Here is a 16314-nt window from a genome sequence, read left to right as displayed (position 1 = left end):
GGACGATCAGTCTGCGGCGGCCGTGCGCTGCAAACGCGTCGCCAGCTGGGTCAGCTTGGCGGCGTAGTGGGGATCGGTGGCATAGCCGCCCCGCGCCAGGCCTTGCGCGAAGGCGCCCGCGTCTGTGCCCGTGTTCAGGGCGGCGCGGTAGCGGGGATTGTCCAGCAGCACTTGCGCATAGTCGCGGAAGGCGCTGGCCTGGTCCGGATAGCTGCGGAAGCGCTCCGTTTTCTTCAGCGCCGTGCCGCTGCCCGCTTCATATTCGGTCGTCAGGTTGCTGGCCACGTCGCCCTGCCACTTGCCGCCCGCCTTGATGCCGAACAGATTGTTCGTGTCCGCGCCCGTGCCCTGGCGCAGCGGACGCTGGCCCCAGCCCGATTCCAGCGCCGCGTGGGCGGCGACGATTTCCGGCGCCACGCCCAGGCGCGCGCCCGTTTCTTCCGTCCACGGCTTGATCGAGGCGAGGAATTGCTGCTGCACTTCGCCGATCTCGCCGCCCTGGTTGATGCTGCCCAGCACATTGACGGGCTGGCTCTGTTCCAGGTAGGCGCGTCCTTGCGGGCTCAGGTGGGTGGCGTTGCCGCCGCCCTGCTCGATGAAGCGGGCCACTTCGCCCTGCACCTGCTGGAACACGCTGCCGAAACTGCCGGCGGCTATGGTGGCAGGAGTCGCGTGCATATTGCTTTGCACGGCATGCGTCGCCATCGTCGACGGCGTGGCGGCCATGGCGCGCATCTGTGAAAAATCAGCCTGGCGCATACGTATCTTCCTCGCCATGCAGCACGCGCTGCATGATGCTGTACTGCTCTGTTAACAAATCGCTGTTGCGGATATTCAGGCGCTTGCATTCCAGCACCATCTGTTCCAGCGCCGCCCAGTTGGCCTCGGCCTTGCTGCGTGCGTCTTCTTGCAACAACGCAAATAATTGTGCCATATCGCCTTGCGGGCCCAGCAGGGCGGTGACGAGGCTGACGCGCTGGCGGCGGCGCGCATCGAGGGGCTCGACGGCGGCGATCACCTGCTCGGCCAGCTCTGTCAGCTGCGTGCTGCGGTGGTGCAGGGTGGCCTGGAATTGTTCTTCCAGCAAGGTTTGCAGGGCGGCATAGCCGACGCTGTCTTCCTGCATGCCGTGCAGCACGCGGCGCACGGCTTCCTGGCGCGTGATGCCCTTGCGCGGCGCGGTCACGATTCACCGCCGTGGAAACGCTGGATCAGGCCTGCCAGTTTCGACGGATCGAACGGCAACTCGCCCTTGGCCAGCGCATCGCGCAGCATGGCCACGCGCTCGTGGTCGATTTCGGGCATGGCGCGCAGGGCGGCCATGGCCGGTTGCAGCACGGCCGATTGCAGTTCCGCTCCCGCCGACGAGCCGGCCATGGCGCCTGCGGCGCCCGCGTGCTCGGCGATCGCCTCGGCAGGCGCGACGGCGCTGCTGCGTACGGCAGCACCGGTATTGCCCGAGGAGATTTTCATACGTTGACCCTTGCCCTTAATTTGCATGCTCATCCCGCTCCTTCTTTGCGGGCAGGCCCAGTTTTTCGCGCAGGCGCTGCAAGGTTCCCGAATCCGGTTCACCCACCTGCAGTTCTTCGCCTTGCACCTTTTGTCCGGCCATGCCGAACATGGCGGCGATGCTGTCGGCCTGGCCACGCGTCAATATTAACAGTTCGATGCGGCGGTTGATGCCCGCGCTGGCATTTTTCACGTCCAGCGGCGCGCGGTCGGCCATGCCCACCACCTGCAGCACGCTGTCCGGACTCATGCTGCCGATCAGCAATTGCGCGCGCGCCGACATGGCGCGGTTGGCCGACAGGGTCCAGTTGGAATAGCCTTCATAGCCGTTATTGGCGTACTGCAAGGAATCCGTATGGCCCACGATCAGCATCTGGTTTTCCATTTGCGCAAACACGGGGCCCATCTGGCGCAGCAGCTTGCGGAAACGGTCCGTCGGCACGGCGCTGCCGCGCACGAACATGCCTTGCTTGTCCGTATCGTGCAACATGACGCGCAAGCCGTACGGCGTGATCACCGACTGCAAGTTGCTTTTCAATCCCGCTTCATCGCTGAGCTTATCGAGCGCGCGCGACAGGGCCATCAAGTCTTCCGGGGACTGGTAGCTGACTTTGGTCTGGTTTTGCGGCGCGGCGCCGGCCTTGCCATCCTGCGTCTGCTTGCCTTCCGTGCGCGTGTCGCCCGTGCCTTTGCGGGGCATGGGGAAGCGCTCGATCAGGCTGCCGCGGGGGCCGCCTTTCTGTTCCGGCATGACGCCCTGGCCTTCGCCCTGGCGGCTGCCCGCCGACGCATCCATCATGATTTCCTTCATCGCCTGCTGCTCGCGCGCGGCCATCAGCCACAGCACGAGGAACAGCGACAGCAGGGCCAGGCAAAAGTCGGCGAACGCTACTTTCCAGGCGCCGCCGTGACCATCGTCGTCATGCTTGCGGCCGGCACGCTTGATGATGGCCTGTTCATGTTTCTCATGCGGCTTTAGCACGGCGGCCTCCCCGGCCTTGGCCTTGCTCTTGTTCGGCGCCGCCATCTTCCAGCGCATTGATCCAGCTTTCCAGCTGGGCGAAGCTTGGCTTGATGTTCAGCTGCACCAGGCGGCGGCCCGCATCGATGGCCAGCAGGGGCGGTTTGCCCGCCACGTGCGTGACCAGCACGACCTTCACGCATTCCATGGTCGAGCCTTCCTCGCCCACCAGCTGTTTCATCATGTTGCACATCGGATCGAGCACGCCGTAGCAGAAGAAGATGCCGATGAAGGTACCGACCATGGCGGCGCCCACTTTTTCCGAGATTTCCGCCGCATCGGCGCCGTCAGCCACGGAATTCATGGCCATCACGATGCCGAGAACGGCGGCCAGGATACCGAAACCGGGCATGGCTTCGGCGATCTTGTGCAGGGACTTCGACGGTTGCAGCAGCTCATCGTGGATGGCTTCCAGTTCCTGTTCCAGCACGCCTTCGAGTTCATGCGCGTTGATCTTGCCCATTGCCATCAAACGGAAGTTGTCGACGATGAAGGCCAGCAGCTTCGGCTCTTCCAGCACCAGCGGATAGCGCTGGAACAGGGCGCTTTCGCGCGGGGCTTCGACGTGCGCGTCCAGGGCCTTCAGGCCGCCGGCGGCCGTTTGCAGCAGTTCATACATCAGCAGCAGTAACTGGCGCTGGAATTCCGAGCCTTGCTTCTTGTGCGTGACGATCTTGCGCATCTGGTGCAGCATTTCACCGAGTACATGCTTGGGGTTGCCCAGCACCAGGGCGCCGACGGCGGCGCCGATGATGATGATCAACTCGACCGGTTGCCAGATCGCGTGGACGGTGCCGCCCATCAGGGCGAAGCCTCCGAATACACACCCCATCACGATTAAGATACCGATAATTACCATGTCAACTGCCTTTCTGCGTCATTGTGCTGCATCAATTTGATGGGTTTTGCTGAAACTACTACTGAAACTTATGCGTCTTGCAGCATGGCTTTCATCTTGCCCAGTGCCGTCTTGTTCAGCTGGCAGACGCGGGCGTCGCTCAGGTCGAGTACGGCGGCGATTTCTTTATAGCTCAGTTCGAATTCGTAATACATCTGGATCACGCGCTGCTCGCGTTCATCGAGCGCCCGCAGTGCCTGCTCGAGGCTGCGCCGGACCATCAATTGCTCTTCCGGGCTCGGTGCGCTGTCGGCCTGTCCCAGGCTTTCCTGCAGCACTTCGTCGAAACTGGCGATCAGCTCGGCGTTTTCCGCCAATTGGTATTCCTGGAAGGCTTCCGGCGTCAGCTTCAGGGCCGCCATGATTTCCGCTTCCAGCGGTTCGCGTCCCAGGCGCCGGGTCAGGGCGCGCACGCTGTCGCGCAGGCGGTGGCTTTCCTGGCGCACGGCGCGCGGACGCCAGTCCTGGCGCCGCAGCTCGTCGAGGATGGCGCCGCGGATGCGCAGGCTGGCATAGCTGCCGAACGACTGGTCCGGCACGCCGTAGCGGCGCAAGGCTTCGAGCAAGCCCATCAGGCCGATCTGTTCCATGTCGTCGCGGTCGATGGCGCCCGACACCTGCGAATTGAGCTGGCGCACGATGCGCTTCACCAAAGGGGCATAGGCCACCAGATGTTGTTGCTCTTCAGCAACGCTGAGCACGGCCGCGCAAGCGCTGGCAGCCGCGTATTCGCCGGCGCCATACGCTTCCTGGTATTGCTCTACATAGGCCACGGGATCTCCCACTAGGTCGGCTGGCGTGTTGGCTTATTCAATGATCAGCTTGCCGACCATGACTTCCGTGAAGGGCTTTTCCATCTGTTCGCGCTCATAGCTGACATTGAATGCCTTGTTGATCTGCTCGGCATACTGCTCCACCGTCATGGTCTGCGCCTTGTCCATTGGAAAGCTCGACAGGGTGCTGACGGCGATCGAACGCATCAGCGGCAAGTGGTCCTTGGTCAGCTTTTCCTTTTCCTCGGTGGTGGCGATCACCAGGTCAGCGGACAGGTAATGCGTTTCAGCATCGCCAGGGCCGCGGCGCAGCATCACGATGACCTTATCCAGGGTGATGAACTTGCGCGCCTTCTTGCCCGTGGCAGGCGGCGGCGGGGCTTTCGCTTCGGCCACCTCGGCATGTCCGGCTACGGGCTTGGCCAGGTACCACATGGCGCCGCCAGCCGCGCCGGCGGCCAGCACGGCCACGGCGACAAAGCCGCCTATCAGTTTCATTTTCATATTCATCAGGTGTACTCTCGCTCATGCATGGCGTAAGTGGTGCTGGAAGACGTGCCGGTCGGCGTGCCGTCGGACAGGGCGCGGCCCGGTTCGGCATCGTCCTGCTGGCGGCCCGGTTGACGCTGGCCGCGCGCATCGCCTTCGGCAAAGGCCTGGGCGGCGGGGCTGCGCGGGGTGGCGCTGATATTGACGGCCACCTCGGTGTACTGGCGCTGCGCCAGGTCGCTGCGCATGTTCTCGCCGATGCCTTGCAACTGGCGCAACACTTCCGAATTCGACGCCGTGACGTTCACCTGCAGCGCGCCGGCCGTGTGGCGGATGGAAATTTCAATGCGGCCCAGCATGGGCGGGTCCAGGCGGATCGTCGCATGCTCGCTGTTGCGGCCGATCTGCGTCTGCAGCCGTTCGCCCAGCGCTTCGCGCAGCGGTTCCTGCCATTGCTGGGCAGGGCCGTTGAGTTTGATCGTGTCGCCGGCCGGGGCTGCCGTTGCGGGAGTGCCTGCCAGGCCCGTCAAGCCCTGGTTGGGCGCGGCGGGTGCCGGCGTCGCGGCGCCGCGCTCGCCGTCGCGCGCGGCCGTGGCAACGGTAGCGGCAGGGACGGCGGCTGTGGCCGGAGCGCTTTGCTGCAGCAGCGATTCGAAGGGCTGTGCCGGTGCGCTGCTTTTGGCCGCCGTCGCCGGGTTGGCGGCGGCCAGCGGCTCGCGCGTATCGCGGCCTGCCGGTTGCGCCGTTGCCTGGGCCGTGAGTGTGATGGCAGCCGGATGCAGGCTGATGTTGAGTGCCGGATTGGCTTGCGCCACATTTGCCTGCGCTTGTGTCTGTACTTGCGCTTGCGCGCTGGCGCGCGCCTCGACCACGGCAGCGTCTGCCGGCGGCAGCATGGCGACGGGCAAGCCGAGGATGGGGGCGGCCATGGCCGGCAGGCTGCTGTCGGCCTGGCTGTCGCTGTCGCTCTCCTTGGCGGGCGCAGCCGTATTGGTCTCGCCGGCAGCCGTATCGGCCGTCTGCCCGCCCGTCACGTCGAGCACCTGCGCGAACAGGGGCAGGGCGGAGGGGGCGACGCCGTTGCCAGCGGCAGCGGCACTGCTTCCATAGCCCGGCGTGCCGGGCACGGTGGTAATCTGTGCCGGCGCTGGCGCCGATGCGGGTGCCGCATTGGCTGCCGGTGCCGGAGCGGCCGGCGCCGTGTTGAAGTTCATGATCATGCTTGATTCCCGTCCGAGTCGTATTCGCCGAGCGCGGCGTAGGCGACCCAACCTTCCTTATTTGCCTGTAATGCACCCAGGTGTAAACCCAGGCGTTCTTTTTCCTCAGAGCAAATTTTAACCGCTTGCGCGTGAATTTTGCGCAATTGCAACAATTCTGTTTGTTCCAGCGCATTCCATGCGCCCCGTTCGGCCAGCAGCGGGATGTTTTTCGCCAGGCTGGCCGAGAGTTTTTCCAGCGCTTCCCAGTCCGGCTGCGCGACTGCCGCGCTCAATTGCCGGCTCAGCTGCTGCAGCGCAGCGCGCCTAGGCATTGTTGGCCTGGACACCCACCCAGCCGCGCTTGATGGTCGTCATCAAGGTCGTCACTTCGTCGATCAGGGTCGGGTCCAGCTTGATCCCGGCCGTGTACAGGCGCGCCACGCAGTAGTCGTACAGGCGCGCCAGGTTGACCACCACTTCGCCGCCATTGTCGAAATCGAGCGAGCTCGACAAACCGTTGATGATCTGCGTGCACTTGTCCAGGCTGATCGCCTTCTGTTCGTAGCGCTTGCCCACGATATGCCCGCGCGCGCGCGCCAGTTCTTCCAGCAGGCCGTCCGTCAGCACCAGCACCAGCTCGACCGGTGTGGCGCGGGCGGTCTGGGAATCCAGGTTGACGGCGTGGTAGCTGCCGTAAGCTTCATTGTTCAACATGTCTTGGTTCTCACTGTTTCACGGTTTAACTGGCTGCGGCGCGGCGGGCGCGCCCGCCTTAGGATTTGTTGTTGCCGAACATGGCATCAAACATGTCGGCGTTCTTTTGCATCTGTTCTTGCAGGATCTGCAAGCGGGTGAACTGGTCCAGATAGCGCTTGTAGGCGGTGTCGTACTGCGCGCTCAGGCGGTCCATGCTCGTGCTCAGGTTCTTTTGCAGCTTGTCGTTGGCGGCCAGGCGCTGGGTGATCTGGCCCTTGGTGACGTTGCCCCACTGGGCCAGCACCTTGTCCAGGCCGCCCAGCACGCCGGCAGGGGCGGACAGGCTGTTGTTGCCAAACAGTTTGTCCAGGCCGCCCGGGTTGTCGGCCAGCTTGGCCGTCAGCTTGGCGCTGTTCAGGCTGATCGAGCCGTCGCGTTGTGCAGTAATGCCATACGACACCAGCGACACGCCGTCGACCGTCATGCGCAGGGCGTCGCCCATGCTGGTGCGCAGGGAATTGAGGCCCGAGTCGTGGGCGAAAATGCCGGCGGCTACGTTCTTGGCCGGGTCGCCAGGGCTGGCCATGCCATCCATCAGGCTTTTCAGCTTGTTGTAGGCATCGACGAAGGCTTGCACATTGGCGATGGTGCCGGCATTGTCGGTACCCACCGTGACGGTCACGGGATTGTCGCCGGCCGTCATGGCCTTGGTGAACGTCATCTTCACGTCGGGCACGTTGGTGAAGGTATTCGATGCCTGCGTAATCTTGGTGCCGGTACCCTGGGCGCCCAGCCAGACGACGGCATCCTTGGCCGCCACCATGGTCTTGATGTTGGCGGAGTCCGTCAGCGCCGTTTTCAAGGTGGTATTGGCGACGCTGTTCGCGTCCAGCGTGACGGCGTTTTCCACGCCGGTCACGTTCGACGTCAGGACCAGCTGAGCCTGGTTACCGATATTGATGATCGATGCCGTGACGCGCGCATTGTTCTTGCTGTTGCCGTTGATGGCCGCGGCCATTTCCTGCGGCGTCAGCTTGCCGTCGCCATCCTTGTCGGCAGCGGCCAGGTCGATGTCGAGCGTGTTGTCGCCCACGCCATCGCCGATTTTCACTTTCAGGTTGCCCGTGCCGTCGGCCACGTTGATCGTGCTCAAGCCGCCATACGAAGTCTGGCTCGCGGTGGCCAGCTGTTCCACAAAAAACGAGTAGTTGCCCGGCGTGGCCTTGATGCCGGCCGTGGCCGTGCCATATGCCGTATTGCTGAAGGTGGCTGCCTGGCTCAGCACGGATTTGCTGGTGGTCATCGCCGTCATGGCGGTCTGGAAGGCCGAAATGGCCGTTTTCAGGTTGCCCAGCGCCGTCGCGGTGTTGTTGGCCAGCGTATTCTTGGCGATCAGGTCCGCTTTTTGCGTCGCAACTGCCTTGGTCGCCAGCTTTTCAGCCGTGGTGATTGGATCGTATTGCGGTGCGGTAATTACGCTTGCCATGCCAGACTCCTGAATAAAGGGATATACCGGTACAAGGCGACCCCTATTCCCGTTTCGTGAAGTTTTCCTGAAAGAAACTTACACAAACCTCATTTTACCTGCCCGCGGAACCAGAATTGCGTTGCCAGTTCGTCTTGCCGCTTGGCATCGACACGTTGTTGCTCGTTTGCAACATGTTTCTGTTTTTGCGTCAGCACCTGGTCCAGTACTTCGCGCTTGGCCCAGGCCGTATTCAGGGCGCGCTGCGAAACGGCCATGTTGGCCTCGTGCAGGTGCAGGTCGGTACGGTGCTGGTCGGCCATCTGCATGACGGCTTGCTTGAAGTTGCCGCAGTTGACGGACAGGGCCAGGGGCAGGGCGCCGCTGGGGCCGCTATCCGTGTACAGGCCCGTCAGGCGTTCCAGGTTTTTCTGGTAGCGCTCGCGCACGGCCGTCTGCGCCGCCATTTCGCCTTGCAGGCGTTCCACTTCGGTGCTGCGCAGGCCGACCAGGGTGGTCAGGTTGCGGATGGTATGCGCGTCGCTCACGTATGCTCCTAGGCCATGATCTGTTCAAGTTGTTCGATGCACGGTCCCATCGGCGCCTCTTCCTTGGTGCCCTGGCACAGGAAGGCTTCGATGGGCGCGTGCAGCTGGACGGCGCGGTCGGTGATCGGGTCGGCGCCGGGCACGTAGGCGCCCAGCGGGATCAGGTCGCGCACGCGCGCATGGCGCGCCATCGATGCCTTCAGCGCGCGCGCCGCCTGCATGTGGTCGGGCGTGATCACCTGCGCCATGCAGCGGCTGATCGAGGCGGCGATGTCGATGGCGGGGTAGTGGCCCCGCTCGGCCAGTTCGCGCGTGAGCACGATGTGGCCGTCGAGAATCGCGCGCGCCGTGTCGACCACGGGGTCCTGCTGGTCGTCGCCTTCGGCCAGCACCGTGTAGATGGCGCTCATGCTGCCTTCCGGGTGGGCGCCATTGCCGGCGCTTTCCACCAGTTGCGGCAAGTTCGAAAAGACGGACGGCGGATAGCCGCGCGTGGCCGGCGGCTCGCCCAGGGCCAGCGCCACTTCGCGCAAGGCCATCGCATAGCGCGTCAGCGAGTCGACCAGCAGCAGCACGTGCTTGCCCTGGTCGCGGTAGTGGGCGGCGATCGAATGGCACAGTTCGGTTGCCATGATGCGCATCAATGGCGATTCATCGGCCGGCGCGATCACCAGCACGGCCTTTTTCAAGCCGTCGGCGCCCAGCGATTTTTCCACGAATTCGCGCACTTCGCGGCCCCGTTCGCCGATCAGGCCGACGACGACCACGTCGGCCACCGTCTGGCGCGTGATCAGGCCCAGCAGCACGCTCTTGCCCACGCCGGAACCGGCCATCAGGCCCACGCGCTGGCCCTTGCCCAGGGTCAGCATGCTGTTGATGGCGCGCACGCCCACGTCCAGCGGCTCGACCACCGGTTGTTTCTTCAGGGGATTGATCTTCGGCGGCGTGACTTCCAGGATGTGTTCGCCGCCGAGACGGCCCAGGTCGTCGATCGGCTCGCCCAGGCCATTGACCATGCGGCCCAGCCACGACGGGCCGATCTGCAGGCTGGCCTTGTCGGGCAGGGGCAGCACGCGCGCGCCCGTGGTCAGGCCCGTGGCCTTCTTGAACGGCATCAGATAGGACAGTTTTTCGCGGAAGCCCACGACCTGCGCATCGAGCCACTCGCCGTTCACAGTTTCAATTTGACAACGCTGGCCCGTGTGCAGCCGGCAGCCGGCGCTTTCCAGCAGCAGGCCGGAAGCGCCGACCAGGCGGCCCGTCGGCGTCGCGACCGGAATATCGCCGATCTCGAAACTGCGCAGCGTGTCGGCGATCATGCAGGCGCGCCCTGGTCTGCGTGTTCGGCGGCCAGCGCCAGGTGGCTGCTGACCTGTTCCATGCAGGCGGACAGGCGCTGATGGCAGCCCGCGTCGACTTCATTGTCGCCCGCCTTGATGCGGCATTCGCCCGCGTCGAGGCGCGCATCGGCGATCAGGTTCCAGCGCTTGGCGCGCTTCGGATCGAGTTCGCTGATGCGTTTCAATTCTTCCGGATTGAGGAAAACGTCGATTTCTTCGCGCGTGGGCGGCATGGAGGCCAGGGTTTCGTCGACCAGGGCCAGCAACTGCACGGGCTGCAGCGCCAGTTCCGCGCGGATCACCTGGCGCGCCACCTTGGCCACCAGGTCGACCACTTCCTTGCGCTGCGCTTCGCGGTAATCGGCGCGTACTTTTTTCAGGTCGCGCAGGATGGCGTCGACGGGGCGCGCCAGGCGGTCCAGCGCCACCAGGGTTTCATTGCGGCCTTCTTCGCGGCCCTGCGCCATGCCATCGCTGCGTCCGGTGTCGTAGCCATCCTGCTGGCCTTGCACCAGGCCCACTTCGTAGCCGTCGCGCTGGCCCTGCTCGAAACCTTCCGAGACGGACGCCTGCCACTGGCCATCCGTATCCTCGTTGGAGGCGCGCTGGCCGGCGGCGATGAATTGCGACAGGGGCGGGAAACGATACGAGCGGAAGTGTTTCATTCGATCACCGCTTCAGCAAACAGTTGCACTTCGATCTCGCCCGCATCGGCGAGGCCCTTGACGGTGGCCATGATTTCCTGGCGCGTCTGTTCGATGCGGCTCAAAGGCACGGGGCCGGAACGGCGCATCATGTCTTCGAAGCTTTGTGCCTGGCGGCGCGGCATGGTTTTCAGCACGGCGTCGCGGATCGACGGTTCCGCACCCTTGAGCGCGATGGCCCACTGTTCCATCGGCACGTCTTCCAGGATGCGCGTGAGCGTGACATCGCTCTGCGTGGCCAGGATCAGGAAGTCGTACATGCTCAGTTCGATTTCCGACACCACTTCCGGGTCGTGCGCGCGCAGCAGTTCGACCAGCGCGGCGCGGTTGCCCGGCATGCGGTTGAGAATCTCGGCCGCCTGGCGGATGCCTTCCACGCTGGTGCTTTGCGTGTCGAGCGTGCCCAGGCAGCGGCCCACCAGTTCGTCGAGCTCGACCAGCAGGTCGCGGTCGATCTCGTCCAGGCGTGCCAGGTTCAGCAGCACCAGGTCGCGGCCTTCGACGGGCAGGGCGTCGAGGATCTGGCCCGCCAGCGCGGGTGGCAGGAAGGCCAGGAACACGGCTTGCATCTGCACGTGCTCGTTGACGATGTATTCGGCCAGCCATTTTGGCGAAGCCCATTGCAGGCGCGCCATTTTGGGGCGGATGGCGTCGCCGTAAATATTGTTCAGCACGCTATTTGCGATATCGCTGCCCAGCGCCATGTCCAGCGAGCGCTTCAGGTAGCTGCGCGAGGCGCCGTGCACGCCGCTTTGCTGGCGGTAATCGTCGAAGAAGGTCTGCATGGCCGTTTTCACGGACTCGACCTTGATGCCGCTCATGCGCGACATCACTTGCGTGACTTCCAGCAATTCTTCACGCGACAGGCAGCGCAGTACATTGGCCGCCTGTTCTTCGCCTATGCTCAGCAGCACGATGGCAGCCTGTTCCACGGGGTTCAGGCTGGCGCTTTCGTATTCGGCGCCGTCGGAGGGATTATTGTTGTTGAGTTCGGCCATTTTTCTGCATCCATTGTTTGACGACTTCGGCGACACGCTCGGGTTCTTTTTCAGCCAGCACTTTCAGGTGGTCGACCATCACGTCGACCGCCGAGCCTGGTGGCGGCAAGTCATAGTTTTCCAGCAAAGGCACGACCGGCATGCTGCCGCCAGTGGCGGCTGCCGCCTGGCCTTCCAGGGCAGGCAAGCCGTTCAGGCCCAGCGCCGGCGCGCCGGCGGCGGCTACGCCATTGGCGCCTGCGGCAGTGCTGCCGGCCAGTGCCAGGGCGGGATCGATCTGTTTCAGTGCCGGCGGCGCCAGGCGCGAGGTCAGCAGACGCATCAGCGGACGCAGGATCAGGAAGTAGCCGAGGACGGCGCCCAGCGCGTACAGCAGCCAGCTGCTGAAATCGACGACGGTGTCGCGCTCTTCCCACCACTGCGCCACGGGCGGCTTGGCCGGGAAGGGCAGCGCCGTCAGGCTCAGGCTGTCGCCGCGCTGGGCGTTGATGCCCAGGCCGCTGTTGAGCATTTTTTCAATATTGCCCAGTTCGGCAGGAGTCCAGCCCGTCTTCGGATTCGGTGCGGCGGCGCTGTTGAGGACGACGGCGACGCTGAGTTTTTCCAGGCGGCCACGGCTGCGCTTGATCTGCGTGATGCTGCGGTCATACGCGTACTGGCGCGTGGTGGCGTTCTTGCGGGCCGTGCCGTCGTCGGACGGTTTCGGCGCGCCATCGGCGGGCGCGGCGCCCGTGGCGTCGGCCGGGGCCGGCACGGCCGCTGCTGGCGGACGGTTCGACAGGCTGCCGGGAATGCCGGCCACGGTGCGGTTGCGTTCCTGCTCTTCGCGCATCGCTTCGCTCGTCACTTTCGGGGCTTCACCGTATTTTTCCAGCGTTTCGTCCACGCGGTCGTTGTTCACGGCGGCCGTCACGCTGAGCTTGAAGTTGTCTTCGCCGATGACGGGACCCAAAAGGCCCGTGACGTTGCGGCGGATCTCATCCTGGAAGCGCTTCGCGCCTTCATTGCCGGCGGCCGAGGCATCGAAGCCGTCCGTCAGGTCGACGTGCGAGGACAGCAGGTTGCCGCCCTGGTCGACCAGGCTCACGCGCGTGGGCGCCAGGCTGGCGACGCTGCCGGCCACCATATTGATGACGGCGGCGATCTGTTCCGGCGCCAGGGTGCGGCCCGGTTTCAGCGCCACGACCACGGAAGCGGACGATTTGTCGCCGTCGCTGGCGACGAACGACGTCGACTTGGCAATCGACAGATGGACGCGCGCCGAAGCGATCGCGTCCATCGTCATGATGCTTTGCGCCAGTTCGCCTTCCAGGCCGCGGCGGAAGCGCACGTCCTGCACGAACTGGGATACGCCCAGCGGGTCATTCTTGTCCATCAGTTCCAGGCCTGCCGGCAGCTGCGCCGTCACACCCTTCGAGGCGAGCAGCATGCGCACCTTGCCCAGCATGGCGTCGGGCACCAGCACCTGGCCGCTGTCCGGATGCAGGCGATAGGGGATGTGCTCGGCGTCCAGGGTGGCCATCATGTCCGTCACGGCCACTTTTTCGCGCGCGCCAAACACCGGCTTGTAGTTGGCCTGGTCGCGCCAGGCATACATGGTCACCATGGCGGTGATGCCGATGGCCAGCACGACGATGGGAACCAGGTTTTTCAGCAGGGCGGGCGGGATGGCGGGCTGGGCGCCAGGGCGCCAGCGCGCAAATGCGGACTTCATGGTGGTAATCACTTGGGGTAACTTTCGCTGGGAGGCTGGGCGGGGATCAGGACGTGAAGATTACAGAGGCAGTTTGATGAGTTCGTCGACGGCGCCCATGACCTTGTTGCGCACTTGCATCAACATGGAGAAGGACAGGCTTGCTTCCTGGCTGGCCAGCATGGCGCCGACCATGTCGTCGCTCTTGCCGCTGTCGACGTCGCTCATTTTCTGTGCGGCCATGCGGTCATCGCCGTTGACCTTGCCGATGGCGTCTTTCATGCTTTGCGCAAAGGAGAAGCCGGCTTGTTCCGGCGCGCCGAACTGGGCGGCGGGCGCGATGCTGGCGCCCAGGGCGCGCGCGTCATTGCTCAGTGCTGCCAGATCGGCCTTGATCAGACCTGCGAGTTCGTTGCTCATCTTGCCCTCTACTTTCAATATGCGGTGACGTATCAATCAGAAATACTGGTGTTGCCATTCCGGCAGTCGTGCATGGAATGCCATCCTGCCCGGCCCGACCTGCAGACCCATCAGTTTTATCAGTTGCCACACCATCCGCTCAAGCAGACTCAAACAAACCCAGCAAACCCACGCCGACATGATTTACATGGCCATGATAACTAATATTTAACTGATAAGAGTTTCTGCTGGTGGCAATAAGAGGACTGGAAACTGCCATAAAAACCGGAATCAGGTAAGCGGAATGGCGCACTGCAAATCACTATTTTCTCGCTATAAGCTTACCTCGGGGCAACTATAAAGTAAAGAGAGGATTGGCTCAAGGAATATTGATACATGGCAATATTTAGCATTTTCATGTATTGTTCAGCACCGTAGTCATCTAGCATGCGATACGATGCGCAATCGTTTGCTTGCGGACCCGTCGGCAAGGTCAAGATGATGCTGTATTTAATTTCGGGCGATCCGTATAATTTGTTCTGCCACCGCAATACGACATGACCCACATGATAACCACTAAGACAGATCAAACTGTGCGCCATCAAGTCCTCGATTCCTGTCTGCTTGGACGTCCTGTCCACTTGCTGCATGTATTCGGCGCCCAGCTGCGCGACGACCTGGCCGTGGCCCTGCGCCAGCCGATGAGCCGTCGCTACTGGGGCAATTTCCAGATCGACGCCGTGAACTTGTCGCGCGTGGAAGACGAGGACAGCGTGAACCGCTGGCTGAGTTTTTCCACGCCGGCCAGCCAGCTGGGCTTTACCCTCGAACGCCAGATACTCTTGAGCGTGCTGAACTATCGCTATGGTAGTGCCGGCGCCAAGGGCGCGCTGCCCGATCCCGCGCAGGTCCGCGTGACGGCCACGGAGGAGCGCCTCGCTGTGGTGCTGGGACAACAGTTGGTCAGCAGTTTGTTCGCCCGCGTCCACAAGAACCTGCAAACCCTGGGCAAGAGCAGCGACATCGACACCAGTGCCGAAGTCGCCGTGCAGTCCGGCGTGCACCCGGCACGCGGCAGCTGGATCGTCACCGTGGCGCTCAGCGACGTGGAAGCGGGGCAGAGTGGCCACTTCTGGTTCTCGCTCGACAAGCGCCTGATGGCCGACGTGCTGCGCGGCTTGCTGCCCGAGCGCGCGCAGGCGAAGAAGGCGCTGCGCAGCGTGCGTCCGCTCGCTTCGCGCTTGCAAGTGACCCTGGAAGGCCGTCTCGTCAGCAAACAGGTGCAACTGGGCGCCTTGTTCGACTTGCGCGTGGGCGACGTGATTCCCGTCAGCCTGAGCCGCACCGACGTGATGCTCGACGATTCCCGTTTATTTACAGCTGCTGTTTCCGAACACAAGGGCAAGCTCTGTTTAACCTCATTTGAAGATGTCGAATAATATGAATATGACCGATACCAACCAGAGCGAAACCCTGCTGGAAGACTTGGGCGATGACATGATCATCGACCAGGGCGACGTGTCCGACGTGGCCAGCACCCGCGCGCGGCGCGACATTCCCCAGATGATGCGCAAGATTCCCGTCACCCTGACCCTGGAAGTGGGCTCGGCCCGCATTTCGCTGGAAGAGCTGATGGCCATCGGTCCGGAAAGCGTGATCGAACTGGACATGCTGGCCGGTGAACCGCTGGTGATCAAGGTCAATGGCACGCCGATCGGCCGTGCCGAAGTGGTGGTGGCCGGCGAGAACTATGGCCTGAAAGTCATCGACCTCGACGGCCTCAATCTCGACCTGATGACAGCATGAAGTTGGCGGTACCCGGTTTGAGCCGGCGCCGCGGCGCGCTGGCTGCCGCGCTGGCTGTTCCCGTTCTGATGCTGTGCTGCAGCGCCGCCGGGGCGCAGGATTTGCTGTCCGGCGTGGTGCCGGGCGCAAAGACCGACCTGTCGGTGAAGATGCAGATCCTCGTCGTCATGACCCTGCTCGGGCTGCTGCCCGTGATGGTCATGATGATGACCAGCTTTACCCGTTTCGTCATCGTGCTGTCCCTGCTGCGCCAGGCCCTGGGCCTGCAGCAGGGCTTGCCCAACCGTATCGTCACGGGTATCGCCCTGATCCTCACCTTGCTGGTCATGCGTCCCATCGGCGACCAGGTCTGGAAGGAAGCATTCGTGCCCTACGACCGCGACCAGATCGGCATGCAGGAAGCGCTGAAGATTGCCGAAGTGCCGATTTCGCGCTTCATGCTGGCGCAGACGAGCAAGGCGGCGCTGGCGCAGATCGCGCACCTGGCGGGCGAGCCGTCCACCATGCGCCCGCAAGACCACAGCTTCACGGTCAAGCTGGCCGCATTCGTGCTGTCCGAACTCAAGACGGCGTTCCAGATCGGTTGCATGCTGTTCATCCCGTTCCTCATCATCGATCTGGTGGTGGCGTCCGTGCTGATGGCTATGGGCATGATGATGCTGTCGCCGCTGGTGATCTCGCTGCCGTTCAAGCTGCTGCTGTTCGTGCTCGTCGACGGCTGGACCCTGACCGTCAACACCCTCGTTACCAGCATACAGGGCTACTGATCC

The 16314-nt window shown here is 63.5% G+C and carries 20 protein-coding genes; 3 read left to right on the top strand and 17 right to left on the bottom strand.

The window, feature by feature from the left end; all coding sequences use genetic code 11:
* Positions 1-6: 6 nt before the first annotated feature.
* From VPH41_RS15330 to VPH41_RS15250, 17 genes are all read right to left on the bottom strand, one after another.
* Positions 7-759, bottom strand: coding sequence for a glycoside hydrolase family 73 protein (locus VPH41_RS15330; protein ID WP_328570670.1), 753 nt, complete (start codon positions 757-759; stop codon positions 7-9).
* Positions 746-1186, bottom strand: coding sequence for a flagellar export chaperone FlgN (gene flgN, locus VPH41_RS15325; RefSeq protein WP_328570669.1), 441 nt, complete (start codon positions 1184-1186; stop codon positions 746-748). Before flgN ends, VPH41_RS15330 begins: the two co-directional genes overlap by 14 nt.
* Positions 1183-1473, bottom strand: coding sequence for a flagellar biosynthesis anti-sigma factor FlgM (flgM, locus tag VPH41_RS15320; protein ID WP_092715702.1), 291 nt, complete (start codon positions 1471-1473; stop codon positions 1183-1185). Before flgM ends, flgN begins: the two co-directional genes overlap by 4 nt.
* 16 nt (positions 1474-1489) lie before the next feature.
* The gene (locus VPH41_RS15315) at positions 1490-2551 is read right to left on the bottom strand and encodes a flagellar motor protein MotB (RefSeq protein ID WP_152283098.1); all 1062 of its coding nucleotides are present in this window, start codon (positions 2549-2551) and stop codon (positions 1490-1492) included.
* A complete protein-coding gene (gene motA / locus VPH41_RS15310; protein WP_034757817.1) occupies positions 2478-3392 on the bottom strand; it encodes a flagellar motor stator protein MotA in 915 nt (304 codons plus the stop codon). The genes VPH41_RS15315 and motA overlap by 74 nt, the downstream gene beginning before the upstream one ends.
* Positions 3393-3460: 68 nt before the next feature.
* Positions 3461-4204 (bottom strand): FliA/WhiG family RNA polymerase sigma factor, encoded by a 744-nt coding sequence (locus VPH41_RS15305; RefSeq protein WP_152283099.1) that lies wholly within the window; start codon positions 4202-4204, stop codon positions 3461-3463.
* A gap of 33 nt (positions 4205-4237) precedes the next feature.
* On the bottom strand, positions 4238-4708 hold the full coding sequence (locus tag VPH41_RS15300) for a flagellar basal body-associated FliL family protein (protein WP_226938836.1): 471 nt from the start codon (positions 4706-4708) through the stop codon (positions 4238-4240).
* Positions 4709-4713: 5 nt separating this feature from the next.
* Complete coding sequence (locus VPH41_RS15295; RefSeq protein WP_328570668.1) at positions 4714-5913, bottom strand: flagellar hook-length control protein FliK; 1200 nt, start codon at positions 5911-5913, stop codon at positions 4714-4716.
* Positions 5910-6188 carry a hypothetical protein gene (locus VPH41_RS15290; RefSeq protein WP_226941407.1) on the bottom strand — a complete coding sequence of 93 codons (279 nt, stop codon included), beginning with the start codon at positions 6186-6188 and terminating at the stop codon, positions 5910-5912. Before VPH41_RS15290 ends, VPH41_RS15295 begins: the two co-directional genes overlap by 4 nt.
* Before the next feature lie 31 nt (positions 6189-6219).
* Positions 6220-6609, bottom strand: a complete 390-nt coding sequence (fliS, locus tag VPH41_RS15285; RefSeq protein ID WP_034757830.1) for a flagellar export chaperone FliS — start codon at positions 6607-6609, stop codon at positions 6220-6222.
* A gap of 58 nt (positions 6610-6667) precedes the next feature.
* Positions 6668-8077, bottom strand: a complete 1410-nt coding sequence (fliD, locus tag VPH41_RS15280) for a flagellar filament capping protein FliD (RefSeq protein ID WP_328570667.1) — start codon at positions 8075-8077, stop codon at positions 6668-6670.
* An 89-nt stretch (positions 8078-8166) separates the two neighbouring features.
* Entirely contained in the window at positions 8167-8604 is a 438-nt protein-coding gene (locus VPH41_RS15275; protein WP_070289072.1) for a flagellar export protein FliJ, read from the bottom strand.
* 8 nt (positions 8605-8612) lie between these two features.
* Positions 8613-9923, bottom strand: a complete 1311-nt coding sequence (gene fliI / locus VPH41_RS15270; protein WP_152283209.1) for a flagellar protein export ATPase FliI — start codon at positions 9921-9923, stop codon at positions 8613-8615.
* Positions 9920-10609, bottom strand: coding sequence for a flagellar assembly protein FliH (fliH, locus tag VPH41_RS15265; RefSeq protein WP_152283210.1), 690 nt, complete (start codon positions 10607-10609; stop codon positions 9920-9922). Before fliH ends, fliI begins: the two co-directional genes overlap by 4 nt.
* The gene (locus VPH41_RS15260; protein ID WP_077403172.1) at positions 10606-11646 is read right to left on the bottom strand and encodes a flagellar motor switch protein FliG; all 1041 of its coding nucleotides are present in this window, start codon (positions 11644-11646) and stop codon (positions 10606-10608) included. The genes fliH and VPH41_RS15260 overlap by 4 nt, the downstream gene beginning before the upstream one ends.
* Entirely contained in the window at positions 11624-13360 is a 1737-nt protein-coding gene (gene fliF, locus VPH41_RS15255; protein WP_328570666.1) for a flagellar basal-body MS-ring/collar protein FliF, read from the bottom strand. Before fliF ends, VPH41_RS15260 begins: the two co-directional genes overlap by 23 nt.
* Positions 13361-13420: 60 nt before the next feature.
* Complete coding sequence (locus VPH41_RS15250) at positions 13421-13759, bottom strand: flagellar hook-basal body complex protein FliE (RefSeq protein WP_099380180.1); 339 nt, start codon at positions 13757-13759, stop codon at positions 13421-13423.
* 620 nt (positions 13760-14379) lie between these two features.
* Here VPH41_RS15250 and VPH41_RS15245 point away from each other — a divergent pair.
* The 3 genes from VPH41_RS15245 to fliP are packed head-to-tail and all read left to right on the top strand — an operon-like array spanning position 14380 to position 16311.
* Positions 14380-15177, top strand: coding sequence for a FliM/FliN family flagellar motor switch protein (locus VPH41_RS15245; RefSeq protein WP_328570665.1), 798 nt, complete (start codon positions 14380-14382; stop codon positions 15175-15177).
* A 1-nt stretch (position 15178) separates the two neighbouring features.
* Complete coding sequence (locus VPH41_RS15240) at positions 15179-15544, top strand: FliM/FliN family flagellar motor switch protein (RefSeq protein WP_046684914.1); 366 nt, start codon at positions 15179-15181, stop codon at positions 15542-15544.
* Positions 15541-16311 carry a flagellar type III secretion system pore protein FliP gene (gene fliP / locus VPH41_RS15235; protein ID WP_092715676.1) on the top strand — a complete coding sequence of 257 codons (771 nt, stop codon included), beginning with the start codon at positions 15541-15543 and terminating at the stop codon, positions 16309-16311. Before VPH41_RS15240 ends, fliP begins: the two co-directional genes overlap by 4 nt.
* Positions 16312-16314: the final 3 nt, after the last annotated feature.

This window comes from Janthinobacterium sp. P210006, from assembly GCF_036231885.1.
Classification (GTDB): Bacteria; Pseudomonadota; Gammaproteobacteria; order Burkholderiales; family Burkholderiaceae_D; genus Janthinobacterium; species Janthinobacterium violaceinigrum.
Note: the sequence above shows the minus strand (reverse complement) of the source record. Positions and strands in the feature narration are given on the sequence as shown.